This window comes from Actinomadura geliboluensis, assembly GCF_043197915.1.
Classification (GTDB): Bacteria; Actinomycetota; Actinomycetes; order Streptosporangiales; family Streptosporangiaceae; genus Spirillospora; species Spirillospora geliboluensis.
In genome coordinates this window covers 93,744-119,832 of record NZ_JBICUA010000005.1, presented here as the reverse complement: position 1 = coordinate 119,832, position 26,089 = coordinate 93,744, and the positions used below count along the sequence as shown (strand labels likewise).

Annotated in this window: 22 protein-coding genes; 5 read left to right on the top strand and 17 right to left on the bottom strand. The window is 66.3% G+C overall.

What is annotated here, in order from left to right:
* Nucleotides 1–90 precede the first annotated feature (90 nt).
* The 3 genes from ACGFI1_RS18075 to ACGFI1_RS18065 all read right to left on the bottom strand — a co-directional run bounded on the left by ACGFI1_RS18075 (nt 91) and on the right by ACGFI1_RS18065 (nt 2,767).
* Nucleotides 91–480 carry a hypothetical protein gene (locus ACGFI1_RS18075; protein WP_387078789.1) on the bottom strand — a complete coding sequence of 130 codons (390 nt, stop codon included), beginning with the start codon at nt 478–480 and terminating at the stop codon, nt 91–93.
* 104 nt (nt 481–584) lie between these two features.
* Complete coding sequence (locus tag ACGFI1_RS18070; RefSeq protein ID WP_392786445.1) at nt 585–1,592, bottom strand: hypothetical protein; 1,008 nt, start codon at nt 1,590–1,592, stop codon at nt 585–587.
* 686 nt (nt 1,593–2,278) lie between these two features.
* On the bottom strand, nt 2,279–2,767 hold the full coding sequence (locus tag ACGFI1_RS18065; protein ID WP_392786443.1) for an ATP-binding protein: 489 nt from the start codon (nt 2,765–2,767) through the stop codon (nt 2,279–2,281).
* A gap of 322 nt (nt 2,768–3,089) precedes the next feature.
* On the opposite strand from ACGFI1_RS18065, the gene ACGFI1_RS18060 reads away from it, so the two are divergent.
* Together ACGFI1_RS18060 and ACGFI1_RS18055 are read left to right on the top strand one after the other, a co-directional pair.
* On the top strand, nt 3,090–3,590 hold the full coding sequence (locus tag ACGFI1_RS18060) for a hypothetical protein (RefSeq protein ID WP_392786441.1): 501 nt from the start codon (nt 3,090–3,092) through the stop codon (nt 3,588–3,590).
* 154 nt (nt 3,591–3,744) lie between these two features.
* The gene (locus ACGFI1_RS18055; RefSeq protein WP_392786439.1) at nt 3,745–4,488 is read left to right on the top strand and encodes an FkbM family methyltransferase; all 744 of its coding nucleotides are present in this window, start codon (nt 3,745–3,747) and stop codon (nt 4,486–4,488) included.
* On the opposite strand, the gene ACGFI1_RS18050 is transcribed toward ACGFI1_RS18055, so the two are convergent.
* From ACGFI1_RS18050 to ACGFI1_RS17990, 13 genes are all read right to left on the bottom strand, one after another.
* On the bottom strand, nt 4,478–7,939 hold the full coding sequence (locus tag ACGFI1_RS18050; RefSeq protein WP_392786437.1) for a phosphotransferase: 3,462 nt from the start codon (nt 7,937–7,939) through the stop codon (nt 4,478–4,480). The two genes, ACGFI1_RS18055 and ACGFI1_RS18050, sit on opposite strands and share 11 nt — an antisense overlap.
* 116 nt (nt 7,940–8,055) lie before the next feature.
* On the bottom strand, nt 8,056–10,797 hold the full coding sequence (locus ACGFI1_RS18045; RefSeq protein WP_392786435.1) for a BTAD domain-containing putative transcriptional regulator: 2,742 nt from the start codon (nt 10,795–10,797) through the stop codon (nt 8,056–8,058).
* Nucleotides 10,794–11,189, bottom strand: a complete 396-nt coding sequence (locus ACGFI1_RS18040; RefSeq protein ID WP_392786433.1) for a pilus assembly protein TadG-related protein — start codon at nt 11,187–11,189, stop codon at nt 10,794–10,796. The genes ACGFI1_RS18045 and ACGFI1_RS18040 overlap by 4 nt, the downstream gene beginning before the upstream one ends.
* 44 nt (nt 11,190–11,233) lie before the next feature.
* The gene (locus ACGFI1_RS18035; RefSeq protein ID WP_392786431.1) at nt 11,234–11,686 is read right to left on the bottom strand and encodes a TadE family protein; all 453 of its coding nucleotides are present in this window, start codon (nt 11,684–11,686) and stop codon (nt 11,234–11,236) included.
* On the bottom strand, nt 11,683–12,072 hold the full coding sequence (locus tag ACGFI1_RS18030) for a TadE/TadG family type IV pilus assembly protein (protein WP_392786429.1): 390 nt from the start codon (nt 12,070–12,072) through the stop codon (nt 11,683–11,685). The genes ACGFI1_RS18035 and ACGFI1_RS18030 overlap by 4 nt, the downstream gene beginning before the upstream one ends.
* Nucleotides 12,073–12,074: 2 nt before the next feature.
* Nucleotides 12,075–12,299: a hypothetical protein gene (locus ACGFI1_RS18025; protein WP_392786427.1), complete on the bottom strand. Its 225-nt coding sequence runs from the start codon at nt 12,297–12,299 to the stop codon at nt 12,075–12,077.
* A 36-nt stretch (nt 12,300–12,335) separates the two neighbouring features.
* The gene (locus ACGFI1_RS18020) at nt 12,336–13,226 is read right to left on the bottom strand and encodes a hypothetical protein (protein ID WP_392786425.1); all 891 of its coding nucleotides are present in this window, start codon (nt 13,224–13,226) and stop codon (nt 12,336–12,338) included.
* A complete protein-coding gene (locus ACGFI1_RS18015; RefSeq protein WP_392786423.1) occupies nt 13,223–14,104 on the bottom strand; it encodes a type II secretion system F family protein in 882 nt (293 codons plus the stop codon). Before ACGFI1_RS18015 ends, ACGFI1_RS18020 begins: the two co-directional genes overlap by 4 nt.
* Nucleotides 14,104–15,480, bottom strand: a complete 1,377-nt coding sequence (locus ACGFI1_RS18010; RefSeq protein ID WP_392786421.1) for a CpaF family protein — start codon at nt 15,478–15,480, stop codon at nt 14,104–14,106. The genes ACGFI1_RS18015 and ACGFI1_RS18010 overlap by 1 nt, the downstream gene beginning before the upstream one ends.
* On the bottom strand, nt 15,477–16,310 hold the full coding sequence (locus ACGFI1_RS18005; RefSeq protein WP_392786419.1) for a hypothetical protein: 834 nt from the start codon (nt 16,308–16,310) through the stop codon (nt 15,477–15,479). Before ACGFI1_RS18005 ends, ACGFI1_RS18010 begins: the two co-directional genes overlap by 4 nt.
* Complete coding sequence (locus ACGFI1_RS18000; protein WP_392786417.1) at nt 16,307–16,900, bottom strand: SAF domain-containing protein; 594 nt, start codon at nt 16,898–16,900, stop codon at nt 16,307–16,309. Before ACGFI1_RS18000 ends, ACGFI1_RS18005 begins: the two co-directional genes overlap by 4 nt.
* A gap of 119 nt (nt 16,901–17,019) precedes the next feature.
* Nucleotides 17,020–17,784 (bottom strand): hypothetical protein, encoded by a 765-nt coding sequence (locus ACGFI1_RS17995; RefSeq protein ID WP_392786415.1) that lies wholly within the window; start codon nt 17,782–17,784, stop codon nt 17,020–17,022.
* A 3-nt stretch (nt 17,785–17,787) separates the two neighbouring features.
* Nucleotides 17,788–18,138: a hypothetical protein gene (locus tag ACGFI1_RS17990; RefSeq protein WP_392786414.1), complete on the bottom strand. Its 351-nt coding sequence runs from the start codon at nt 18,136–18,138 to the stop codon at nt 17,788–17,790.
* Between the two features lie 859 nt (nt 18,139–18,997).
* On the opposite strand from ACGFI1_RS17990, the gene ACGFI1_RS17985 reads away from it, so the two are divergent.
* Nucleotides 18,998–23,839 (top strand): DEAD/DEAH box helicase, encoded by a 4,842-nt coding sequence (locus ACGFI1_RS17985; protein ID WP_392786412.1) that lies wholly within the window; start codon nt 18,998–19,000, stop codon nt 23,837–23,839.
* Nucleotides 23,840–24,131: 292 nt separating this feature from the next.
* The gene (locus tag ACGFI1_RS17980; protein ID WP_392786410.1) at nt 24,132–24,848 is read left to right on the top strand and encodes a GIY-YIG nuclease family protein; all 717 of its coding nucleotides are present in this window, start codon (nt 24,132–24,134) and stop codon (nt 24,846–24,848) included.
* Nucleotides 24,849–24,936: 88 nt separating this feature from the next.
* Here the strand turns inward: ACGFI1_RS17980 and ACGFI1_RS17975 are convergent, their stop codons facing one another.
* Nucleotides 24,937–25,737, bottom strand: a complete 801-nt coding sequence (locus ACGFI1_RS17975) for a helix-turn-helix domain-containing protein (RefSeq protein ID WP_392786408.1) — start codon at nt 25,735–25,737, stop codon at nt 24,937–24,939.
* 128 nt (nt 25,738–25,865) lie between these two features.
* Here ACGFI1_RS17975 and ACGFI1_RS17970 point away from each other — a divergent pair, with 128 nt between their 5' ends.
* Entirely contained in the window at nt 25,866–26,066 is a 201-nt protein-coding gene (locus tag ACGFI1_RS17970; RefSeq protein WP_392786406.1) for a hypothetical protein, read from the top strand.
* Nucleotides 26,067–26,089 lie beyond the last annotated feature (23 nt).

The following is a 26,089-nucleotide window of genomic DNA, read 5'->3' as shown; positions in this document are numbered from 1 at the left end:
GCACGCCCGGCGGCGCGCACGGGGCCCGGGTGGCGTTCCGCCTACCCGGGCCCTGCCGCGCGTGGTGCTGTGTGTGATGTCCCTGCCGGTCTACCAGGCGCGTTTGATGCCGCCGCCCATGAGGCGACAGGCGCGCTCGTCGTCGCCGTTCAGGAAGATGACCGGCAACTCAGTGACACCGGTCTGCCGCGCCTTGTGGATCCGGTGCCACCCGTCGATCACAATCGGCGTCCGCACCTCGGGAAGCGGAACGGCCAGCAGCGGGCGGGACAGATCAACCGTTTCCGCGTACTCATGGTCGATGCGGATGAGTGCGCCAAGCGTGCCGATCTCTGACACATTCGCGCGCGTGACCGGATAGCGGGCGGCCGCCCGTGCGGCGCGCGCGACGTCCCACGCCCAACCGAGCAGGACGAACACCTGGTCGTAGGGGTCGTGTTCCGTGCCGTTCGAGGTCGTACCGGTCTCGTCACCGGACATGTAGCGTTCCCTTCGTCATGACACCTCATTGCGTGGGTGGGGTCGTGAGACCCCGAGTCATGACGGGGCGGACGGGCCGCTACCCGTCCGCCCCGCCTACGCGGTCACGCGGCGTTCGTGCCGTCCGCGTCGTCGTCACCGGTGTCCGCGTCGTTGGCGGCCGTGGTCGCCGTGGTGGCCACGCGGAACCGGCGGGGGCGTTCACAGGTCAGGACCGCCTCGCCCCGTCCGACGAGGGTGTCGAGGGCGTTGGCGACGGCCCCGGATGACCGGTCCAGGACCTTGGCGATCTCGCCGGGCGTGAATTCCAGGTCAGGGAACGCGTTCAGGTGCCCAGCGACCAGGGGCCGCAGGGGCGTCGGCGCGGTGCGGTCACCAGCCACGCGCGGCGCTCGCGTCCCGGTGCCCGTCCGGGTGCCGGTGGTGGCGCGGCTGGTCCGGCGGACGCTACCGGCGTAGCGCGCGATGTCCTCCATGCCGCTCGTGATCCCCTCCTCGTCGTCCGCCGCGATCGCGGCGAGGGTGGTGGTGACCGTGCTCAGCAGGTCGGTCAGGATCACGCGGGCGGTTTCGCGCTGCTCGGCCTTGCGCAGTTCGGCGTCGACCCGCGCGCGCCGTTCGGCCTCTTCGTCCTGTGCCTTGCGCAGCGCCTCGGCGGCAGCCGCCCGCCGGTCGGCCTCTTCGGACAGGACCTGCATCGCGGTGGCAAGGGTGTCCGGTGAGATGACACCCGTCCCGGTGGTGGCGTCCGGGGCCGTGGTGGTGTCGGTGGACGTGTCGTCCGCCGGGGCGGACGGGGTGGCATCACCGGCCCCGGTGGTGGCCGTGGGGGCGACCGGAGACCACACGTCCGGCGTGCGGCCCCGACCGGTGCCCTCACCGGTCGCCCGGACGGCGCGTCCGGTGTCCGCGAACGCTGTCAGGGCTTTGGTCACCGTCGCGCGGCTGACCCCGGACGCCTCGGCCAGTGCCGTCACCGTCGCACCGTCCGGCGCGGCGTTCAGCGCGTCCCACACGGCACCGGCCGCCCCGTCCGGACGTCCGTCCGCCGTGCCGTCCGCCGGGGCGGTGGTGGCCGTGTCAGCGGTCGCGGTGGTGATGGTGTTCGCCATTGTTTCTGCCTCCTGATTGGCGGCCGATTCGGCGGGACTTTCCCGCCCGGCGTCGTCCGCCATAACGACCATTGCTCGACGCCACGATGAATGCAACACGGAGCGCCGACCAATTTCGTCACCGGAACGGCTGGAGAGGCTTACCTCAGTAAACAGAAATTTAATGACCGGGCCAACGGTCGCGACCTCAACCGAACCACAGCGCAGGGCTTCGAACGGGATTGCACTGACCTGCACGTTCAGCCCTGGGTGTTCAAGTCGCGTCGACTCGCGCCACGCGCGGCACAGACTTCTCGCTACGTCATCAATAGGACGCACAACGGCGCCGGCGTCTAGCGGGCTTGACAGTGGGAATAAAAGGTGAGAAGGAGTCCGGCCCTCAGGACTCGGTGAATTATTTATCGCGAACAACCGCCCCCATACCTGTTCCCCTTGGGGGGTATCCGGGTGCACCGCTGCCCCACTCGAGGCGCGGGCTGACCTGCGCTGACAGCAGTAAAAGGCCGGGGTGCCCATAGACAACCCCCCGGCTACGCCCCCAATCGCGCCCCCGGTGGCCCCACCTGCCTCGCCACGTCGACAAGCAAAGGTCCCGCCCGCACCTCGCCAAGGTGCGGACGGGACCTGAGCTTGGCCCTAGCCTGTGAAGGGCGGGACCAGCCTGATATGGACAGGCTGGTCCCGCCCTATGCGGCCGGATGAACCGGCGAGACCAGCGGCGGGTCCTCGCGCGGCTTTTCGACGCAGATCAGGTCCGCCCAGACGGTGTGGCCCTCGTTCGGGCTTCCGTGGACGCCCAGCATCGCGGCCAGTTGCGAGACCGCCCGTAGGCCGCGCCCGCCCTCGTTCTCGAGCGGACCGTCGAGCGGGTCGTGCCTGACCGTGGGGAAGCCGCCACCACCGAGGTCGCTGACGCCCACGTAGGCCAGGCCGCCGAGCACCAGCTCGACGGTGAACCGACCGCCGTTTTGGCCCGACCGGGTGTGGCGCACCGCGTTCGAGGCCAGCTCCGTCACCACGAAGCCCACGTCCGACGCGATCGTGGTCTCGGCGAACAGGAACATGGCGAACTGCCGCGCCAGCGGAATCTGATCCGCCCGCCCGGGGAAGACGCGCCGCCACGACATCGACGCGCCCATCACCGAGGCTGTGGGTTCGAGGTTGAATCTCGACATTCCTTGAATCCTCCTGCCCGTCCGCCCCGCCGCCGCGTTCCTAGTAGCGGCGAACTAGCGTGGCGAACCGGCCACTATCAAGGAATATCTCGTATCAATTTGTCAAGCCCACGAATGATCTTACATCGATGCCACCGCGCTCAACAATGCGGCTCGCGAAGCTCCATGTTTCCCGAGCATCGCGCGCTCTACTGGGCCGCGCTGCATCCAGGATCATAAGCCTTCTCTTGATCCCGATATCAATAATGGCTGCGTGTACCTCAACAAACATGTTCCTGCTGCGATAGCAGACAGGCCAACGGCCGCAGATCACGATAGGCCAATGAGCACCTCAGAGACGCCAGGGCAGGCGATGACGGCGCGCAAGAAGCGCGGGTTGGAGATCGACGCGCGCGAGGCCGAGCTCCGGAACCAAAGGAGCGCGTTCGAGCGCGAGCGCTCCCGGATCTTCCGTGAGACGGGCCAGAAACCCGGCGGGAAGAAGTCCTGGAGCGAGGAGGAACGAGCCGTGCGTGCGGAGTTGCGCGCGCTCGCGGAGGAACGAGCCGCCCTGCTCTCACAGATCGATGCTGAGCTTGCCAAGCTCCGGCCGCAACAGGCCGAGTTTGATCGGCTGCGCGCTTCAGCACGCGCGGCGGGCCGACGGAAGAAGCTCCCGGTCACCACAAGAGAGCAGAAGCTTCGCAACAAGCTGGCGCTGCTGCAAAGCGAACGCGCTTACGTCGACGGCACCGTGCGCCACGACCGGGAAACAGCTCGTCATGAGGATGCGGTCTGGAACACGGTCTTGGACGCGACAAGCTGGGATTCCTCATACTGGTGACCTACCTGGCGCCGAATGCCGCGCCACCTGCTGCTGCCGTACTGGTGAGGCGGCGGGCGAGGACTGGGTCTCGGCCAAGATCGCTGGAGACATCGATGACATCCATGGATGCATTGACGATCTTGACAGAGACCTGCGACGTAAATTGGCGCGCGTGGACGGTTATGACCTGATCGCGTACGCGGGCAATGCGGAGGATGTCGTGCTGATGCGTGCCTTCGCTGGCCATCGGGGCGGATTCTTCGTGGATGTTGGTGCCGGCGAGCCTGTCAGTGGCTCGTTGACCAAGAACCTTGTGGACGGTCTGGGCTGGCGAGGGGTCAACGTCGAGCCGTTGCCCGAGCGTCACGCGCGCCTTCGGAAAGCCCGGCCCGGCGATGTCAATCTGCGTGTGGCCGTCGGTGACCAGCCGGGCGACGCGAGGTTCTTTCGGGTTGTCCCTGGGCGGGGGATGACGGGCGGCGGCGGGCTCAGCACCCTGCGCCGGGATGTCCTGGAGGGGCATCTCGCGGACGGCTGGCGTCACGAGGAACTACAGGTCGAGGTTCTTGCCCTTGAGACGGTCCTCAGCGCACATGCGGAATCGGGCTTCGATCTGTTGAAGGTCGATGTGGAGGGGGCGGAGGCCGCTGTCCTGCGGTCAGCTGACCTGCGGGTATGGCGGCCGCGGGTGCTCGTGGTCGAGGCAACCGTTCCGCTGACGACCCGGCCAAATCATCAGGAGTGGGAGCCCTATGTCCTGGCGGCCGGGTACAGACTCGCGCTGTTCGACGGCCTCAACCGCTTCTACGCACGTGAGGACGAGCCTGATCTGCATGAGCGGCTCGCGGTGCCCGCGAACGTGCTGGACAACTACATCTCGTACGCCTGCGCCCGCCGGGCCGGGCTTATTGAGTGAGGGCGAGCAGGTCGGGGCGGTGGTCACGTAGCCATCCAGTGATCCATACCCCGTCGGTTTCGGTGAGCCCAACGGCTGGGGCGTCGATTAGGCGGCGCAGCATCATCAGCGGCAGTAGTCCTGTCAGGGCTGCTTGGTCGACGGCGTCGTGACCGTAGCCGTCCAGGAGGGGACCGGGCTCTGCGCCGCGTGGCATGTCGACAGCCAGCGACCAGGCGAGGTCGAGCATCGGGGGCCCTACCTCGGTCGCGCCCGGGTCGAGCAACCCAGTCAGGACGTCGCCGTCGAACAGCGCGTTATGGCAAACGGCGACGTCACCGTGAATCGCGGTCATGGGGAGCCCTCGGCATGCTTCGTCGACGTGTTCGGCGATGGCCGGGTAGGCGTCTGGTATTGAGGTCCGCACCCACCCCAGCAGGACGCCCAGCGCGCCGGGGTCATCCAGGCGTAGGCCCTCGCCGGGCGGTTGGGAATGCCAGAGTCGAAGCTGGTGGCCCAGGTCCCGCTGACGTGCGGGTGTCGGACGGTCCGCGGGCGTACCTGGCAGGCGTTCCAGAACGGCCCACCAGGACTCCCCTGTCCTTCCGGCATCCAGCAGACGCGGCGCCAGGATGCCGGCCGTGACGCGTAGCTCCTCGAAGGTATGGACGGTCTCCAGTCGTTCGTGCTGCCGTCGGCGCACCTTCACCACCGTCCGCACGCCTGGCACGACGCCTTCAGAACCGAACGTCGCCAGCGCGGCGCCAAGGTCCCGTGGGCCATCGAACGACGGGCTGGCCATCGCGCCGCGGATCGCGGCCTCAACGAGGGTGTCGGGTACGCGTCCTGTCGGGATCAACCTGCGGCGATCGTCTATGTCCAGGGGGCCGCATATCGGTGCCTGTAGTCGGGACAGTGCTTCCGACCATCGGCGCCGCGCGGACTCAGGGTCGTCCAGCCACTCGATGGTTGCGAAGTCGGCGTCCAGTCCGACCCATGATCGAGTGACAGGCTTCCAGATGGGAAGGCAGTCCTCGCCCAGCCGTTGTGCGGTGCGCACGGCCTGCTCCGTACGTCCACTGGAGACGTTCAGCAGGATCTGCAACGCTTCGACGGGCAGCAGTTCACGGGAAGCCCCGAGTTCACCAAATCGGCGCGCCGCCGTGTCCAGGAGTTCGGCGGCGGTGCGGCGCTCGCCTCGCAGCGCGCGGGCCATCGCCTCAGCCATGTCGCACTGTGCGAGCCCGATCGGTTCGCCGGCGGTGTTGTTGAGTTCGCGCGCCCGGCCGAGGAGCGACAGCGTGCGGCTGGGGTCGAACCACATCAGCGCTAGGAGCAGGTGCCGCAGCGCACGAGCTTCCCACAGCGGTGCGTTGGCTTCGCGTGCCGCTTCCAACGTCGATTCGAAGAAGCGAGCTGCCTCGGCGAACCGGGCGTTTTGCAGGTGGGTGTGGCCGAGCAGGTCGGCGGCCCGCACCTGGTCCGGGCCGGTCTGCGATGTGCCGTCCATCAGCCGCGCCACGGACCGGTAGTCGCTACGGCGTAGCGCGTTGTCGGCCAGGCCGAACCGCGCGTTCGCGCCGATCAGCGACGTGGGCTCGATGCCGGACAGGTGCGCGGCGGCCTCCTCGACCAGGCCGATGATGTGCGCCCGGCTGGCCAACTCGTGCCGGTAGTAGTCCGCGAACGGTCCGACGGGTTCGCCGATCAGCTCGCTTAGCCCGCGGTAACGGTCCTCGGCGTTGACATCACCGCGTGCCGTCAGCCGCGCGACTGCGGTCAACCGGTCCAGCTCCGGTGAGCCGGGCAGCTCGGGCAGAGACGACAGGACTTGCCAGTGCCCAAGGACGGTGAGGCTGTAGGCGACATCGCCGAGGGACTCCGGCGTCAGCCGATGTTCATCGGCGGCGCTGAGGACCAGCAGGAACGCGGCCACGCATCGCCGGCTCCGCACGCCTAAGGGCAATGAATGGTCGGCGTCGTCGTCCCAGACCGTCAGCGCGGCACGCGTCAGGTGCTCAATGGCCCGTTGGGCGTTGCGGGTGCGCTCGGCCGGTATCCAGCCGTCGTCGGTGTCGGCGTCGCAGTCGATGACGCTGCGGCGCAGGTTCTCGTGCAGGCGGTACGGCGGCCACACCGTCTCATCTCGCCGGACGAACGGGCGCTGCACGAACCTCTCGATCTGCCGGAGCCGTAGATGCGGCAGCACGGCGTGCAGGATGTCCTCGTCGAACGCCGCGAGTAGCGACGCGGCCCGCAACAGGTCGCGGTCAGGCGCGGACAGATCCCGCATCGTCCGCAAGACCAGCTCGGGAAAGCCCAGGCCGAACACGTCCGCGGTCGGCACTTCTCCCCGCGCGAGGTACTGCCCGAACAACTCGGCCGACAGATCGAGGTAGAGCGGTGAACCACCCGACCCAGTGATGATTCGCTCCCGGATCGCGGGCCCGATCGCCGGGGTTCCGTCCACGGTGAGCCGTGCCGTCAGGTAGGTCTCGGCTGCTGCCCTGTCGAACCCGCCGAGGTTGAGCTGGTCATCGTGTGCGAGCCCCGGCCAGCGGCGCTCGCCGCCGTAGGTCAAGGCGACGGCCTTTCCCGGGTCGTGCCAGCGCAATGCCAGGCGTCCGGCCGCGATGAACACCACGTTCGGCATCAGGTACACCAGGCGCGAGACCAGGTCCTCCAGGCCGCCGCGTTCGGTGGGTGGACGCTGGACGTTCTCCAGTGTGTCCAGCACGCACAGCGCCAGCGACGGGTGTTTGCGCCGCGCTCGTTCCAGGTCAGCGGCCAGCAGTACCGGCATGTAGCCCAGCATCCGATCCGGGTCCTGCTCGCCAAGGATCGGATCTAGGGCGGGCAAGTCCGTGCGCAGCCGTTTCAGCCGGGCCTTCTGCGTGGCGGTCTTACCGAGGAGGTTCAGCGCCCGGTAGGCCACCGAGAGCGCTCCGAAACCGCCCAGAAGTTGATCGACAGCGTTTCCAACCTGGTCGGCGACGCCGAGCGACTCCGCTGTGGTCTCCTTCTGCAGAAACGCCGTCAGCGATTCCCCGGGGTGCTTGCGCTGCCAGTAGATGGCTAGTGCCACGTCGAACGCGGGCCAGGACTTGGCCAGCGGTGCGAGGGCGGCACGTACCCGTAGCAGGACGGCCTCGAAGCTGGAACTGGCCGGGTCGGCAAAGTCCAGTACTGCTCGCGCGCCGCGCGGCGGTAACCCGTCGAGCTTTCCGGTCACCGCCAGTTCCGCGACGTGCCGGGCCAGCGTGGACTTACCGATCCCGCCCTCGCCGGACACGGCGATGAGGTTGGAAGCCGGCCGCTGGAAATCGAGCAGTTCGTCGACGGTCCACGATCGTTCGGCCAGTTGGACGAACCGGTCTCGAAAGGCCTGGATCGGCCCTTCTCGGTCGGTGAAGACCTGTCGGACTTCGAATGGAGCGCGCGGCCCGTAACTGAAGAACTGGTCGACGTCCACGCCGATAGCCGATCACATCCCCTCGGTCCTGACAACGCGTCTTCCGTGCACCGGCCCTTGCTGGATGTTTGCACGAAACCAACGCTCGCGCGTGTGTTGAGCGCAGGCTCCGTTCCTCAGCTTCGGTTCGACGCCCGCATTGCGGAATTAGCGAGCATACGAGTCTCGTCGTCGGGTTCCGCGTTGAGTTCATCAAGGCGGGCTGCGAGGAGTGCGTATGTACGGCGGACGGCGTCCGGACGGTCGAGACGGGCTTGTAGCCGCATGACGTGTTGGTACAGGGGCTCAGAGTAGGGGTCGTGGGTGATGGCCCGTTCCAGAACCATCAGTGCCTGCTCTGGCTCCTCTTCCTGACGGAGGCGGGCGAGGTCCGCGAGGGCGTCGCCGACGGTACGGCGGAGGTATTCGCGATGGGCCTCGGCCCAGTCTTGTGCGAGGCCCTGCGCGAACTCACCGGCGCAGCGGTCGGCGAATATTGTGAGCGCCCTGATTCTGGCGGCGTCGTCGGTCGCCTGCTGGGCATCGGCGAGGGCGGCTGTCAACTGCCAGAGGTCGATCTCGATTACGTCGGGATCGATGCGGTAGCGGCCGGCGGTGTGGATGACGTACATGGGGCTGCTGAGGCCGGTCGCGTTCCGAATGACGTTGCGGATGTTAGTGACGGCGGTGTTGAACGCCGTGACGACGGTTTGGGTGCTTTCATCTGGCCACAGGTCGGCGCTGGCCCGGTCGCGGCTGACGCCGTCCGGGTGTAGGGCGAGATAGGCGAGCAGGTCGCGGGCGCGCTGGCGTAGCCCCGTCCTGATCGGGCCGTGCGCGGTGGAGAGCCGGACGTCGCCGAGCACCTCCAGTCTGACCGGGCGAGGCAATGCTCCTTCGGATGGGCGCGGCGGAGGGACGACGGCCGAGGGAGCCTCCGGTTCGGGCGTGTGGCCCGCGTTTGTCGGCGAGGGTGCTTCTGCGCCCGTGGCGGTTCGGATGGTCCGGAGCATCTCTGCGGCATCGTCGGTGGTGAGGTGGAAGAGGCCGGCTCGGGTGAACCGCGCGGCATTGGGGCCGTCAGTGTCCGTGACGGTCGCGTCGATGGCGAGTTCCACGCTGGTGCCGGACGTCCAAGCACCGAGCACCAGGACGCCAAGGCCGAAGCGGCGCCCGAGTGCTGCGAGGGCGTCCACCCGTGCGTTGTCAGAGGGTATGGAGGCGACCAGGAGCACGGTCGGCAGTGGCTCGGCGGGGTCGTCGGCGCGTAGTGCGGCTACATCGGGCTGTTCGGTTGTCTCCAGGATTCGGCCACGGTGAAGAAGTTCGACTTCTAGATGGTTGATGGCCTCGTGTAGTGAGGGCTTGAGGGTCAATCCGTCGTGGGCCGTGGACAGGTCGGCGATGTCGTCGCCGGGGAAGAGCGCCTGTGCGTCGGGCTCCGGGATGATGACCTCGGCGCGGTAGCGGTGAGCCTTGGCCAGGAGTTCGGTGGTGATGGCTCGGGCGGCGGCGTGTGCGCCGTCTCCGGTGAGGCCGAGGCTGAGACCTGCCAGGGGGATGGTGACGGCTTGGCCGTCGCGGGTGCCCACGACGAGGTGGTCGGGTTCCGGGGTGAGCAGGTCCTCGCGGATGAGTTGCGGGTCGGACGGGGCGGCGGTCTCGCGAACGACGTAGGTGTCCAGGTGCGCTTTGTGGGCTTTGAGGACGGGGGTCGGGATCGGGGGCTCGGGGATGTGCTCGGCGGCTTCGGGATCGCTTTGCAGCGGACGCCGGCGGCGTCGGTGCAGGCGGGTGGCGGCTACGGCCACGCTGAGCGCGGCGGCGAGGCCGACGCCGATGAGCGAGCCGGACGGCAGGGAGATCGCCAAGGGTGAGCCCGCATCGTCCCGGTCGTCCGGTGCCGAGGGTGCCTGGCTGACGAGGTCGTCGGCGGGCGGCGCCACGACCGGGTTCGGCACCGGCGACGCCGTCGCCCTGCCGGACGTTGAACCACTCGGAGTTGAGGCTCGGGTTCCGCTTTGATTGTCCTGCCCGGCTGGGGACCCGTGTGCACCTGCATGCGGGGCGGCCGACCGTGCGGACGAAGGTGCGCCTTCTGGCGTACTGGGGCTTGGGAGCTGTACGTGCTGGCCTGGGTGGATGACGTCGGGGTCGGTGAGCGCGGGGATTCCGTCTGGTTGGTCGATGTTCCTGCTGTTCTTGAAGATCTCGGGGTAGCGGTCGCCGGAGCCGTAGGTGCGGCGGGCGAGGCCCCAGAGGGTTTCGCCTCGCTTGACGACGTGTGTTCGCGCCTCGTGATGGTCGGGCTTCGGCTGGGTCGCGGGCTCGTCGGCGAGCAGCGGCGTCCATTCCGATTCGGTCGTTTCCCGTGGCGGTGTGTCTTGCCTGGGCGACAACGGCTTGTGAGAGCCCGCCTCTGGAACGGCGGCGGCATGGGCATCGGCGGCAACAGCGTGCGTGTGCGTCGCGGCGGTGGCGGAGGCCGAGGTGCTGAGGGAGGCGACGGCGCTGAAGGTGAGGGTGGCTGTGGCGACCAGGGTTCTGACCAGTTCTTGGAGCGGTCGCACCGGGCGCGGCGCGGCGGTCCTGGATCGTCCGGCGAGATAGTTCACCGCCTCGGAGCAGACGGTGACGATGAACAGGCACCACGCGCCCCAGCCGATGAGGAAGAGCGTGGCCAGGAACACACTCTGGTCGGTGTCCTGCCGCATCAGGGTCGCGCTGATCTCCTCCCATGATGGAATCCGGTCCGGGATGGGCGAGCCGCCCATGGCGTACATCGCGACCGGACATCCGACCAGGAAGAACAGGAAGACCACAAGAGCGGTGAGCCCTCGCACGAAGTCGGCAAGGCGGCTGCGTCCGGTGTAGGTCACGGCTGGCGGGTTCCTTCCACTCCGGTGGTCAGGTTCGCGGTCGCGGTGGCGTCGGCGCGCAGGACGGATATCCCGATCACCGGCAGGAACCGCGCGGGGCGGGTGGTGGTGACGTGGACATGGATGGCGCGTGTTTCGGCCATGGTCACGGTGCCGCTGTAGCCGCTAGACCGCAGGTAGGCGCGCGCCGATCGGATCGCGGCCTCACGGTCTACGACGAACTGTCCACGGGTGTAAGCGCGGTTCCGGTCGACGCGTCCGGCGCCGGCACGGGCGGCTTCCTGGGCAACGGTGTTGGCGTCTTGCCGGGCTTCGAGAGCCTGTTCGAAATCGACCACGGCACCGAAGAACACCACGACAACCAACGTGATGATGACCGCGAAGACGCTCATGCTTCCGCGCTCGGGCCGTCGCCGAAGCAAGCACAGACGCCTGCTCATCGAGTGCCCCGGTAAGGGTCAATTGGTGATCGATGGGTCTTGGTGACCGTCCGGGCACCGGGCATCCCGGGAAGGCCGACATCGCTGAGCCGGATTACGCAGTTCACCTGTGCCGACACCGTGGCCGGCTGCCCAACAGGACGGTTGAAGCCCGACACGTCGAGTCGAATCGACGGCGTGCAATGCAGGCCCCGGTCCCGCAAGGTGTGCATGACGCTGCTGCTCGCCTCGGCCCGTGCCTGATGGGCGGTGCGGGCGATGGAGGCTTGCCGTGCGGCGTCGGCGGCGGCTTGTGCGACTACGGCACTGCCGTGCGCTACCCGCATCACCACGAGCAGCCCGGCGAGGAGGGTGATGAATACCGGCGCGAGGATCGCGGTCTCTACGACCGCGTTGCCCGCGTCCCGTGGCCGGTCCGCACGTACCGGCGTCCCCTTTCCCGCGATCACGTCGGCCCCGGGGTGGTGAAGCGTTCACGGGTGCCGCGCGCGGTCCCGGTCACGGTGATGTTGACGCCCGGCAGCAGCGACGGCGCGTGTCCGGCCACCCGTACGGTGACGGTGTTGGCGCCGGACACGGTGACGCTAGGTGCGTCCAGGATGGGTTCGTGGTGGGCGAAGGACGCTGCGGCGTCGCGTCCTGCGGCGAAGGTGCCCTGGCGGGCGCGTGCGACGCGAAGCCCTTCTTCGGCTGCCGACTGGGCCACATTCCGCGCCACTGAGACCATGACCGCCTGCGCGAGCGCCAGGAACAGCAGCCCGACGACGGGGAAGGTGATGGCCGTCGCGACGGTCGCTGATCCCTTGTCCCGTCGGGCTCGTGCTCGTCCGGGCACGTTCACGGGCCGCTTGCGCCGGGAATCTTGTCGATCCAGCCGTGCACCTTGTTGGACACGGCCAGGTAGACGGCGAACGCCAACCCGGCGAATCCCGCCACGATGATGATCGTCTCGACCACCCCGGAACCGCGGTCACCGCGGTCTCGCAGGTCAGTAGCGAGACGCCGACCTCGGTCATGGATGGCGAGCGCTACGCGGATCGCCGCGGCGTTGAGTGTGTTCATGGTCCCCCGATGCGTTGGTCTGGTCGTCTGGGGCGCTCAGCCGGACGCGAGAAGTTTGGAGAAGAACGGGAAGCCGACCAGGATCACGAAGCCGAGCATGAGCAGGCTGGTCGGCACCCACATGGCGGTGGTCCGCGAATTGGCCTCGGCGCGCGCGGCGGCGGACGCTTCATGGCGCATCGAGGTGATCTTGGCGACCAGGACGTCATGCATCTTGGCGCCCTCGCTCCCGGCGATCTCGGCTGTGTGCGCCAGGTCGATCAGGTCCCGGACACCGATCTCCTCGCCGAGTTGGGCGAGGGCCCGCCAGGGCTGCTGCTGGGCGTGACGTGCGCGCGTCAGCGCCTCGTGGACGCGCTGGAACGGCCACCCCTCGGTGATCTTCGCGGGGTTCTCAAGCGCGGCGTTCAATGCGGCTCCGGCCTCGCGTTCGAGGACGACGAGTTGGAGGTAGGACGTGAAGGCGTACCGGAAGTCGCGGCGGCGCTGGCGGGCCTGAGACCGCACGTTCCAATCCGGGACCATCCACAGGATCGCGGCCAGGACGAGCCCGGCAAGGACCGGAAACGTCCACGACGGTGAGCCGCCGGCCAGTGCCACCAGGCCACTGAAGACGGACGGCACGACGAGTCCGGTGATGAACAGGGTCAGCTTGTCGAGCATGAACCGTTCGACCGGGCGTCCGAGCAACGCCAGATCAGTCCGAGGTAGGGCGAGCAGCCCGGCCGGACGCACGACATGATCGGCAAGCCACCGTCCGACGCTGTCGCGGACGTTCAGACGCTCGCCGGTCGGCGGGTGGTTCGGCACGGGCTGGATGCGGGCCAAGGCGGCGTCCAGACGCGGCGGCGCGGGTCGAAGTTCGCCGATGAGCACGATGAGGCCGACGGCGCCCAGGCACCCGGCGACAGCGGCGATCACCGTCACAGCTCGGCTCCCTGGTCGGCGGACGCGCGACGAGCGGTGTGCAGGAACCGAGCCCCAGTCGACAACACAGACAGCCGCCGCATCCACCAGAGTCCCGCCGTGTAGATCGCGGCGACCACGGCCATGACCATCTGCCCGAGGGCGGTGCCGTAGGGCGCGGCGAACGTCTGCGACGAGGCGAACAACGCGCTCAAGACGACGACGGACGCGACGATGACGATCAGCGTCGTACGCAGCCCCGCGCGTTCTGCCTCGACGTCCCGGCGGACGAGAACCTCGTGTTGCACCGCGTCGGCCAGCAGGCGCAACGCCTCCCGTGTCCCAGGACCGCGTCGGCGTGAGGCCAGCACCAGCGCGCACGCGATCAGATCCGCGATCGGGTCGTCCAGCTCGTCGGCGAACACCCGGAGCGCCTGCTCGGTGTTGGCGTGGTTGTTCAGCCGTTCCGCCAGGACGGACACCGGTGCGCGGATCGCCTCGGGCGCGATGCGGGCGCTGTCGGCCAGGGCTTGTTCCAGGCCGCGGCTGGCGCCCATCATCTCGGCCAGTCGGCGGGACCATTGCGCCAGCGCCTCTAGGCGCGCGATCCGGTGTTGCGATGCTCGTCCCGAGAGCATCGGCGGAACCGCGTACACCCCGGCACTCATCGCGAGAGCGGCGACCGGCCAACCGGACAGCAGAAACACCGTGAGGGCCGCCACGGCAGCACCGACCAACCGGTTACGGCGCCCAGGCCAGGCCGACGAGCGAAGAACCGCCTTCAACCGCGACGGCGGGCGCACTCGCCGTTCCGCGGGCTCGGGCGCCCGAAGAACAACCACGATCGCGAGAACGGCCCCGGCGGCGCACAGGCCAGCCAAGCCGGCGAGGAGGCTCATCACAGCCAGCCCCCTGCGTCCGGACCGTGCTTGAGCATCTCCGGGTCGAGGCCCTGCGCCACCAGTTCGTCGAGCAGGGCGGCGCTTATGTGCCCACCCGCCGGAGTGGCTCGTCCGTCAGGCCCAGGGGCGAAGACCAGGTTGCGGGTCGGCTCGACCGCGTCCGCAGGTGGCCCGATCTCCATCACCTGCGAAACGAACCGTTTGTTACTCGCCTGGTCCCGCTCCAGGTAGACGATCACAGGCTCGGCCAGCCCGAACATCAGATGCACGTCATCTGCCCCGAGGCCGAGATCGGCACGGCGGCCGAGCTGGACAACGCGGCTGAACACGTGTTCCGGCCGGTGGACGTGAAGGGTGCACATCGAGCCGCGCGCCCCGGAGTACATCACCTCCAGCATCGGCGCCAGCTCCCCGTGCCGCGCCTCGCCCACGATCACCCGGTCGGGATTCAGGCGCAGGCACGCCGGCACCAGGTCCTGCAAGCGGACCTCGCCCGCGCCCTCGGCGTTGGCCTGCCGGGCCTCCATCGCAACGACGTCGTAATGCCGGTGCGCCAGCCGCGGGTCGTCCAGGAACAGCTCGAAGTCGCTCTCCAACGTGATGACCCGCTCCTCGGGCGGAATCTCGTTGGCCAACGCACGCACCAACGTTGTCTTGCCGGTGTTGACCTCCCCGCACACGATGACGTTGCGCCGGGCCCGGATCGCCGCTTTCAGAAACGCTTCCAGCGGCTCGGTCAGGGTGCCGATGTCGGTGAGCTGCCGCAGCGTGACATCGACCAGCCGGTGCACCCGGATCGCCAGATGTGGGCGCCTGGACACCCAGCCCACCACGGCCAACCGGACGCCATCGGACAGCGCGGCGTCCAGCAGCGGCGAGGCGTGGGAGAACTCCCGGCCGGTGTTCCCGCGGCGCGCAAGCAGTTGAACCCACTCGATGAGGTCCTCATCGGTTTCGGCAACCGGTGGCCCCGGTCGCTTGGTGCCATCGGTATAGCTGATCCAGGTCTGTCGGCAGCCGTTGACGACGATGTTCTCGACGTCGGAACGGTCCAGGTAGGGCTGCAGCGGGCCGAGCCCGAACCGGCGGTCGAAGACCAGCCGAGCGATCTCGCGCAGCGCTTCCGCCGACATCACCCGTCCGGATGCCAGCAGCCCATGCGCCCACGCCTGGACCTGCGCGTCGATCAGCTGCCGCGCCCGTATCCGGTCGATGCCGTCGGTCAGGGCGTCCACGAGCTGCGCGGACACCTCGCGGACCGCCGCCCACACGTTCACGTCGTCCGCCTCATCCGGCGAGGCTGTTGCAGCGGACGCGGGGCCGGCGTAGCCGACTCCTTCCGGCCTGGCGAACGTCCAGCCGGACGCGCTCACCGGTCGCCCCAAGCACCGGCACCGGCACCGGCACCGGCACCGGCACCGGATAGAACCGCGCCGCCCTCGCCTCCGATGTCCTCCGACAATGACTCGGTGGTCGCGCGGAGGCGCCGACCGAGACACTTGAACGACCGCAGGAGGAGTGACGTCCTGAAGGTCCTGCGGGGCCGAGCACCGTCCGAGAGGACTTGGGCATCGGTAGGTGAGCACGGCAGTTCAGCCAGCACCGGCGTCCCAAGGACGCGCTCGACCTCCGCCGCGCTGTACGGCCCATCCACGAGCAGGCACAGCCCGATCGTCGCGCGATCGCCCACTAGATCCCTCAGGGCGTCGAGTCGTGGACCGGCGACATCGACCTGCGTCAACGTCGGCTTCAACACCATGACCACGGTCTGCGCAGCCCGCAGCAAGGCGTCCGGTGTGTCCCGTCCGCCGATGCGCCCGAGATCCGCGATCACATCGCCTGGCCGCGAGGCCAACGCCTCGGCCAGTCGGCCCCACAACGGCTCCAGGCGCACGCCGTGCCGAGGATCTCGGACACCATGCAGCACCGTCGCGGAGTCCGCGCCCGGTATGGGAACCAGATAGTCGTCCAGCGGAAGCGGGACGTTCGGACCGGACTCTGCGGCCATCGCCAAGCCGAGCAGCCCCGGACCGGCCGACTCTCGAAGCCTGTCCGCCATGAAGCCCGGCAGCACACGGCGCCCCATCGGGTCGCACTCGGCCAGCAGCACCTCGCTCGGCCATGTCATGGCCAGCCCCAACGCGGTAGTCGTGACGCCCGGCGATCCGCCCGGCGAGACCACGCAATGCAGCGCCATGGTCAACCCCGCCTTTCCGTCACCACGAGGACGAGCATCCCGGCAGCCGCCTGCCGCGCCACGGCGCTGCTGTCGGCATCGGGCACGATCAAGGACACGGTCATCGCGCCTTCGGCGTCTGGTCCGTCCACCTCATCGACCACCGCGGCGACGTCCCGCAGGGCGGTGGTCTGTGCGCGGCTCTGGGAAGCGCTGACCAGGGGCTCCTGTCCCTGATTGCCGAAGCTGAACACCACGCGGACACTCCAGCCGGGAGCCAGCCCGGGCGGCATCCCGCTCGCCTTCAACGGCACGGTGACCAGTGCCCGTCCCTCAGGAGGGCTCTGCTCCGCCGTCAGCTGCGACGCCGCCAGAAGCGTCCCCTTCCGCAGCCCCACGGCGGCCCGCTGCCCAACGACCTGCTCGAGTTGACGGCCCGGGATCACCATCACGCCCGGCACCACCGGGACCCGAGCCCTGTCGAGATCGGCCTGAGTGATCTTGTGCCCCACCGCGACATCACGCGCCACCCTGACGACCGAGACTCGATCACCCGAGGAGCGGAACAGATACACATTGGTCGCCACAGCCAGCACCAACAACAGCACCGCCGCCACGATCACCCCTGGACGACGCTGCCGCTCCAGTCGCTTGGACAACGGCGTACCCCCACCGCCCACGGTCTTGGCAGCGATCGGCCCCGGCAACACTCGGCCACTCGATTTCATACCTACCCTCATCCGTAAAGCGCCTGCGCCTCGGCCACCCGCAACAGGAAAGTCGTAGACCGGCTCAATGGCGGAAGCGCACCACCGGACCCATCCGAACCGCGCCACGTGCCGCCCCACAGCACGGTCACTCGCACCCGATACGCCTGACCGGGCTCATGCAACGACGACCGCGCGAAGGTGTAGGAGCAATCGGTGCGCTGCAACGCGGCCGACCGGGTCTTGTCATAGGCCGTACCGGGCCCCGAGCAACGGACGACCGGCTCCCCAGGCCCTGGGGCGATCGTCATGCTCTGCGGACGAGCAGTCACCTCAACCCACACGTTCCGAGCCGACACGCGACCGCTCAACGAATGCCAGTTGGTCACCCAGAACCACTCCGGCAGCCCCACCAGCCCGCCCCTCCGGCGCGGCGGCGCCGTCCGCACCACCGGAGCGGGAATCGGCATACGCGCCCACTTGGTCAACGCCAGTTCGGCCGGAGACACCTTGGACGCCTTGCCGCCCTCACCCGCTTCCGGGCAGACCACCTGCACGTATTCGCTCAGTGCCTGGCAATCACGCGGCCCCGGCTCCTGCGGAACACCCGCGTGGTTCCCTTCCGGCGCAGCGGCAGACGTTCGCCCACCGCCTGCCGGCCGACTGCCATCCTGGGCGCCGAAGTTATAGCTGTACGAGTTCGCGTTCGGTGGCAGCGGATCTCGCGGAGGGGGCGCAATGCCGGAAGAGGAAACAAGCAGACCGACTCCGAGCATGGGTGCAACGACTTCCACTCGTCAGCACCCCTCGCCGATCGTAATGGACTTACTTACCCGCCACTGCCCGTCAGAGCCCTTCACCAGCAGCGCCTTAGTGTTCCCTTGCCGCACCCCGCGATTGATCTTCTTGCGCGTTATCGAGTTGAGAAGCCCCGAGTTGCGGGAGTCTTGACAGTCGTGCACTGTCGCGCCGGTCGGAGTAAGTTGGACACTCTGCACGTGCACGATGATGTGGCCGTAAGTCGCGAGCCGTTCACTTTTCATCTTGTCGATACGTTGGAGCACTCGCGAAAGCTGCGGATCGGTCATGACAGTAGCGAGTTGGCGCTTGCGAGACTCAGCGGGCAGAGAATCCGCACGATCGAGCATGGCGACGAACCTTGTGTAAGCCGACGCTACAGCCCTCTCTTCCGCCGCAGTCGATGACGAGGGCAGTGGCGTACTGGAATCCGTCAACGAGGGCAAAGCAACAGCGCTCGGTTCACCCCCGCAGCCCGAAGACATCAATGCGACGCCCATGACACTAAGCCAGCAGAGCCGATTCGCCACCCAACGACCGGTACCCGACAACTCCACACCTTCGCACTTGATCATCTTGCACGCTGACGCGAGTCGTCACGCCAGCACCGCGACAGCAACGTCGAGCGATCGTAGATGCAGCATGGAAGCTTGGGCTACATTTCGTGGCACCAGGAAGGTAAATCTCTCCACAATGCGAATTGGACCACCCTCCTCAAACCGCCTGATACGTTCCATTTGGACAACAAGGCGTGCTCAGCGCCTGGCGCGTCCCACCAACGACCACAGGTGATGGTCCACAGGACGCCGGCCGTCGAAAGGTGCGCCCTGGGCAATGCCGACAGCAGCCTCAGCTGATCAGGCTCTCCGCACAAGGTCTTCTCCCGTCCTCGAACGACCTTGTTCGTTGCGCTCCGAATGAAGCGGATGATCAATGTGGGCAAGGCTGAGCCGCGGCAGGGGGGCGACCGCTCCCTTTCCGGACACCGAGCACCTGGGTAACCAGTGCGACCTGACCATGTCGACTGACGCCATCCCGACCACGCTGAGCCGGTGGCACACGCCAGCCGCTCCCCGAGATGTCGGGCAACATGAACAACTCGGGCCGAGTAAGGTGCCCATGAACTCTGGAGTCGTTCGGCGTGCGCCTGCACGCCGACGGTTGGGTCGGGAGCGAGGCGCGGTGGCTACAGCGACAACGGTTCACGATGTGCTCAAGGCGATCCGTGACAACTCCAGCGTGAACCGCGACCGTGGGACACGCTTCGAAGAGTTGATGGTCCGCTACCTCAGCACCGACCCACAGTGGAGCGAGCAGTTCAGCCGGGTGTGGATGTGGGCCGACTGGCCCGGTGCTGAGCAGGACAAGCGTGACACCGGCATCGACCTGGTCGCCCAGGACCGAGAGACCGGCGGCTTCTGCGCCATCCAGTGCAAGTTCTACGAGCCCCAGCACACGGTGCGCAAAGAGGACATCGACTCCTTCTTCACCGCTTCCGGCAAGGGCGGCTTCACCCGCCGACTGATTATCTCCACGACGGACAAGTGGAGCGATCACGCCGAGGCCGCGTTGAAGGACCAGCAGATCCCGGTCAACCGCCTCGGTCTGGCCGACATCGCCGCCAGCCCGCTGGAGTGGCATCTGGCAACCACGGCCGAAGCCGAGATCGGCATGACGCTGCGTGCGAAGAAGTCGCCTCGTGCGCACCAGCGCGAGGCGATCGACGACGTCTTCGCGGGCTTCGCTGAGCACAACCGCGGCAAGCTGATCATGGCGTGCGGTACCGGGAAGACGTTCACCGCACTGAAGATCGCCGAGCGGTTGCAGCAAGAGCGCGCCAAGGCCGGGCAGGGCGACCACACGACTGTGCTGTTCCTGGTGCCCTCGATCGCGTTGCTCTCGCAGAGCCTCCGTGAGTGGTCAAACGAGGCCGCGGCATCGTTGCGGGTCTTCGCAGTGTGCTCGGACGCACAGGCCGGCAAGCGGCATGCTCAAGGCGACGACGCGGACATGGCCGTCCACGACATGGGGCTGCCCGCCACCACCGACCCGGATCGGCTGATCTCGCAGATGGCGAGCGTGGAGGCAGTTCCGGGGCTGACCGTGGTGTTCTCCACCTACCAGTCGATAGGCACGATCTCGGCCGCGCAGAAGCAGGGGTTGTCTCGGTTCGACTTGGTCCTTTGCGACGAGGCTCACCGAACGACCGGCGTCACCCTGGCCGGGCACGACGAGTCAGCATTTGTGCGCGTCCACGACGACACCTTCCTCGGCGCGGACCGCCGCCTGTACATGACGGCCACCCCGCGCATTTACAGCGAGGACACACAGAGCGAGGCGAAGAACGCCAGCGCTGCCGTGGCCTCGATGGACCGCGAGGACCTGTACGGTCCCGAGTTCCATCGCCTGGGGTTCGGCAAGGCCGTCGAGCAAGGGTTGCTCACCGACTACAAGGTGCTCATCCTCACCATTGACGAGGGTGTCGTCGCCGACACCCTCCAGCAGGGCATGGCGGGCGGAACGTCCGAGCTGAATCTGGACGATGCTGCGAAGATCATCGGCTGCTGGAACGCGATGGCGAAGCGGTCGGGGACCTTCGCCGATGGCACGGGCTTCGGCGCCGACGAGACTCCGATGAAGCGTGCCGTGGCGTTCGCCCGATCTATCGCCGATTCCAAGGCCATCACCGCACGCTTCAACGAGGTCATCGACGCCTACGACGACGCTGATGACGAAGTCCTGCGCTGCAGCGTCGACCATGTGGACGGCACCTTCAACAGCCTCCAGCGCAACCGGCTGCTGGACTGGCTACGCCAGGACCCCGGCCCCAACCAGGCCCGCATCTTGTCCAACGCCCGCTGCCTGTCCGAAGGCGTGGATGTTCCCGGGCTGGATGCGGTGCTGTTCCTGCACCCGCGCAACTCGGTGGTGGATGTCGTCCAGTCCGTCGGTCGCGTCATGCGGCTGGCCCCAGGCAAGAACTATGGATACATCATCCTGCCGGTGGCGGTCCCCGCCGGGATGGCCCCGGAGAAGGCCCTCGCAGACAACAGGCGCTTCAAAACGGTCTGGCAGGTCCTGCAGGCGCTTCGCGCTCACGACGACCGGTTCAATGCCACCGTCAACCAGATCGAACTGAACAAGAAGAAGCCCGAGAACATCGGCGTTGGGCACATCGGCCCGGGCGACGAGTCGATCGGCGACAAGGACGGCTCAAGCACCCCCGAGACCGAGCAGGCCGCCAAGGATCAGGAGGCGCAGAGCGCCCAGCACGTCCAAGACGTCCTGTTCTCGATCAGTGACTGGCGGGACGCCATCTACGCACGCGTGGTTGACAAGGTTGGCGAGCGCACCTACTGGGAGGACTGGGCGAAGGACATCGCTGACATCGCCGACCGCCACGTCACCCGCATCCGCGCTGCCCTCAAACTTCCTGGCAAGCGGGCTGTCTTCGAGGAGTTCGTGGACGAACTCCGGGCAAATATAAACCCTGGTGTCAGTGACGACGACGCCATCGATATGCTCGCTCAGCACATCGTCACCAAGCCGGTGTTCGACGCCCTGTTCGCCGGCTACGGGTTTGCTGAGCACAATCCTGTCTCGCGGGCCATGCAGCAGATCCTCGACGCCATGGACGATCAGGGTCTCGACGCCGAAGCCAAGACCCTCGAGGGATTCTACAAGTCGGTCCGGGTCCGGGCTGAGGGCATCGACAACCACGAAGGACGCCAGCGCGTCATCGTTGAGCTGTACGACAAGTTCTTCAAGACCGCTCTGCCTAAGACCGCCGACGCCCTCGGCATCGTCTACACACCTGTCGAGGTTGTGGACTTCATCATCCGCTCGACCGAACAGGCCCTGAACAAGCACCTCGGCCGCTCACTTACCGACGAGGGCGTCCACATAATTGACCCCTTCGTCGGCACCGGCACCTTCCCCGTACGCCTCCTTCAGTCCGGACTCTTCAAGGCTGAGGACCTACTCCGCAAGTACACCAGTGAGATGCACGCGAACGAGATCGTGCTACTCGCGTACTACATCGCGGCGGTCAACATCGAGGCCGCCTTCCACGACATCGCTGGCGGCGACTATAGCCCCTTCGAGGGAATCGTCCTCGCGGACACTTTCCAACTCGCCGAAGGCGGCGAAGCTCAACTGGAGGGAATGGACGCTCTCGAGGGCAACAGCGAACGGGCGAAGAGACAGAAGGCTCAGCCGATAACCGTCGTCATCGGCAACCCGCCCTACTCGGTGGGCCAGGACAGCCAGAACGACGACAACCAGAACGTCAAGTACACGAACCTGGATGCCCGCATCCAGGAGACGTACGCAGCGCGGAGCAAGGCAACCTCACGACGAACCCTCTATGACTCCTACATCCGCGCCATCCGCTGGGCTTCCGACAGGATCAAGGACGAGGGAGTCATCGCCTTTGTCTCCAACGGCGGATACATCGACGGCAACACCGCCGATGGATTGCGCAAATCACTGGTAGACGAATTCGACGCGATCTACTGCTACAATCTGCGCGGCAATGCGCGTACTGCTGGAGAGCAGCGCCAGAAAGAGGCAGGCAACGTCTTCGGCTCGGGAAGCCGGAATACTGTCGCTATCCTGATCCTGGTTAAGGGCAGACAGAACGTCGGGCCAGTTGCCGACTACGAACTGCACTATCGAGACATCGGCGACTACCTCGGCCGCGAGGACAAACTTCGCATCCTCGGCTCCCAGAATCTCGATATGGTGGAATGGTCGTCGGTAACGCCAAACTCTGATGGCGACTGGATCAACCAACGGGACGAAAATTTTTCCGCCTTCCAGTCCATTGGAAACAAAGAGTCCAATCCTAACGCCATCTTCACCTCCTACTCCCTGGGACTGGGAACTAATCGCGATTCCTGGGTCTACAACTTCTCCGAAGATCGATTGAAGGAGAACGTAAAGTCAACCGTCGACTTCTACAATGATCAAGTGAAGGGCTTTGTCGACTACTGCAAGGCACAGGGAATCGCCAATCCGAACCTCGAAGACACCGAAAGGTTCATCGACCGCGATCTAAAGCGAATCAGTTGGTCCTCCAGCCTTATCCCAAAGGTAACACGGGCGAGAGAGATCAATTTCGACCCGACGCGTATCACCAACAGTATGTATAGGCCATTCTGTCGCCAGGTTGTTTATTTTGATCAGGACTTGAATCACAGGCGCGGCAAGCTACCTCACATGTTCCCGACATCCGAGCACGAAAATTTCGGGTTCTACTTGAATGGCTTTCACGCCACTAGCGAATTTGCACTGCTGGCGATAGATGTTCTTCCTTGCCTTGATCTCTTCGGCAAAGGCGGCTCCTTCTTTCCGCGCTACACCTTCCGGGAGCTGGCCGTTGAAGGCGGCTTCGACTTCGGCGACGATGCGGGCGCCTACGAGCGCATCGACAACGTCTCCGAGGTGGCCTTGGCCGACTACCGGAAGGTGTACGGCATCCCGTCCATCACCAAGGACGACATCTTTTACTACGCCTATGGACTGCTGCACTCCACGGAATATCGTGAGCGTTTCGCTGCGGACCTGAAGAAATCTCTGCCTCGCATACCCAAAGTGCGAGAGTTCCACAGCTTCGCCGAGGCCGGTCGTAAGCTCGCCGACCTGCACATCGGCTATGAGGAGGCGGAGCCCCACAAGGGTATTGTCGAGACCGTCACCGGCGACGCCTCCGCGACTCCGCTGGGCGAGCTGTACCGGGTCGCCAAGATGAAGATCCCCAAGGTCAAGGGCCAGGCCGACCGCTCGACGATCGTCTACAACAACCGCGTCACGCTGACCAACATCCCGGACGAGGCGTACCGCTACCAGCTCGGTGCGCGCTCCGCCATCGAGTGGATCATCGACCGATACCAGGTCAAGGTCGACAGGAAGTCCGGAATCACGAACGATCCCAATGACTGGTCAGCCGACCCGCGCTACATCATCGACCTGCTCAAGCGGATCGTCACGGTCAGCCTGGAGACGATGAAGATCGTTGACGCTCTGCCCCCGCTCGACATTCTCGAGTAGCGGTGGCACCTCGCGCAGCTCCCGTATTGGAGGCGGGGAGGGGCGATGACTTATGCAGCACAGCCGAGTAGAGACAGCCCCGCCGCGGACCAAAGCCAGGTGACGAGCTCCTGCTTGCCGCCGACGGTGTCGATCCCGGCTCCTGTTGCAGGGGAGTGTCGGGCATACGGCTATGCTGCGGTGCCCACTCGGTGCGTTTCCGCCTGAGCAGACCCACTTCAAGGGACCATCAGTGTACTGACGCGCCGGTCCCAGGACGAGGTCGGCCTCTTGGTCCGTACGCACGTGCCTCGTGCTCTCACCTCGTGGTCTATGGCTTAGACTTCCGCCGATCACCCAACAGAAGGAGACGCCCCCCTTGCCTGCTGGTTTTCTATACGCACTGGAGTTGAGCACCGGGATCATCAAGGTCGGCAAGACCGATGACTGGGAGCGTCGACTCGGCGAGCACACCCGCGACTGCCTCAAGCGAGGCGTCACTATCGTCCGTCACGCACACGTCCTGGTCCCAGCCGCCGACAATGCAGAGACCGAACTGATCCACTTGATCGGTCGACAACTCTCACGCACTAGCGCCGGGCGCGAGTACTTCCAGGGCGACTTCGCCGTCGCGCGACGCATCCTGAGCGAGTTCGGACAGGTCCGAGCCGACGAATCCACCGTTATAATCAGCGGCGACTTCAACGCGGTGAGTGGGTTCAGCTACAAGAACTATCCGGACCCGGCGTGGATCGTTCAGCGTGTTTCTGGCGCCTGGACGAAAACCGACGAAATTAGAGTGTTCTGCGATAGTCCGGACGTTGACGCGGTAAAGAGTGCTATCGGCGTTGCCGGAGGGTGGGTGCTTGCCGAATCACGATCGTTCGAGGAGTGGCTGCGTCGGACGCTGGACAACGATGAATACGCCCGCGATGAGCACTTCGACGACGAACGGGCGGCTGGCAACACCGTCCTTCTCTATAAGCGGAATGCCTCCCAACGGCCTCTTTTTGCCTCCAGCGCCAGCTAAGAAAATTCTAAAAGGGCCGTCGATTGGCTCATGGCGCTTGAGGCGTTGATGGGCCTATCGAAGTGCTCGCTGGAAACTCGCATGGCTTCTACGTAGTGGGAGAAGAGGGATCTGAAAAGAGGCTGGCTCCCTCTCGGAGTCCATGGATGAATCCGGCAACTGCTGCTCGTTCGCGAGCAGGCATCGCCTCGACTGCAGAGAGGATCCATGCGACGTCGGGTGGAAATGCCTCCGGGTGGCGCCTCACCGTTGACTCGGACGGGACAGGCCGGGCCAAGGGTTCCGGGCACGCGTAGCTAGCCATCAAATCGGGGGACTCCTCTGAGCCACCCTCTTCCGATGCTGCTGCCCACATTTCGATGATGACCGCTGCAAGGCGCCCGTCAATAGGGTCGTGTAGGCCAATCTCGCGTTTGTAGTCCACCTTCCAAGAGTCACCCAGCAGGCGCCTCAGGATCTGGCAGATCGCATGGGCGAGGGTGAACAACTCCAGCGAAGGCGCGTAAAAATCCTCGTTCGGGGTCCAAATTTTTTCGGCAGCGGAAACGGCTTGGTGGTAGTCAAGTTCGACCTGAGGTTCCGCCCACAAGTCACGCCACCATCGCGCACCTGCGCGCTTCTCATCCCCATCGGGGTCTTCGACCATCCCCTGCATCGCCCACCAGAGCTCAAGCAAAGCATCTTCGTCAAGCTCCAGGGCGACGGCGTAGCCACGGACCATCGCCTCGGTCTTAGGTGGACGGTTGCCACCTTCGGCCATGGAGACAGCGGCCACGGAGAGCTTGGGGGCGAAGGAGCCGGCGACCTCAGCTTGGTTCTTCGCCAAGCGTTTGCGGACAGCCCGCAACACGTGGCCGAAGGCCACCGCCGAACTGGATCCTGCTTTCACTTCACAGACTCCTCGTGAACCGTGTAGGATGTATTTCACAACACGTGGACCTTGTGAAACTATCACAGGTGTGTCCTCGATCCGAGAGTCCAACGCAGTCACTTCTGCGAAGAGAAGGGAAGTTACACATGAACCTCCAGTACCCGATCGATCCCGTCGAGCGTGCTCGCGCCATGGCCGACTTCGTCGAGCAGATGGCCCAGGAACTCGGTCGGGCGGTGGTAGCAGTCCAGCAGCACGCCGATAACCTCAAGCTCTTCTGCGAAGTGGTATCTCCACTCATCAGACGGCTCAAGGCGACTTTGGGCGACCCTCCGGCCAACGTTTAGGTTCTGGCCTCGTCATCGTGGGC

Coding starts and splice junctions, on each gene's coding strand:
- ACGFI1_RS18075 (WP_387078789.1), bottom strand. CDS start 480: ATGTCCGGTGACGAGACCGGTACGACCTCGAACGGCACGGAACACGAC.
- ACGFI1_RS18070 (WP_392786445.1), bottom strand. CDS start 1,592: ATGGCGAACACCATCACCACCGCGACCGCTGACACGGCCACCACCGCC.
- ACGFI1_RS18065 (WP_392786443.1), bottom strand. CDS start 2,767: ATGTCGAGATTCAACCTCGAACCCACAGCCTCGGTGATGGGCGCGTCG.
- ACGFI1_RS18060 (WP_392786441.1), top strand. CDS start 3,090: ATGAGCACCTCAGAGACGCCAGGGCAGGCGATGACGGCGCGCAAGAAG.
- ACGFI1_RS18040 (WP_392786433.1), bottom strand. CDS start 11,189: ATGAGCGTCTTCGCGGTCATCATCACGTTGGTTGTCGTGGTGTTCTTC.
- ACGFI1_RS18025 (WP_392786427.1), bottom strand. CDS start 12,299: ATGAACACACTCAACGCCGCGGCGATCCGCGTAGCGCTCGCCATCCAT.
- ACGFI1_RS18015 (WP_392786423.1), bottom strand. CDS start 14,104: ATGAGCCTCCTCGCCGGCTTGGCTGGCCTGTGCGCCGCCGGGGCCGTT.
- ACGFI1_RS17990 (WP_392786414.1), bottom strand. CDS start 18,138: ATGCTCGATCGTGCGGATTCTCTGCCCGCTGAGTCTCGCAAGCGCCAA.
- ACGFI1_RS17970 (WP_392786406.1), top strand. CDS start 25,866: ATGAACCTCCAGTACCCGATCGATCCCGTCGAGCGTGCTCGCGCCATG.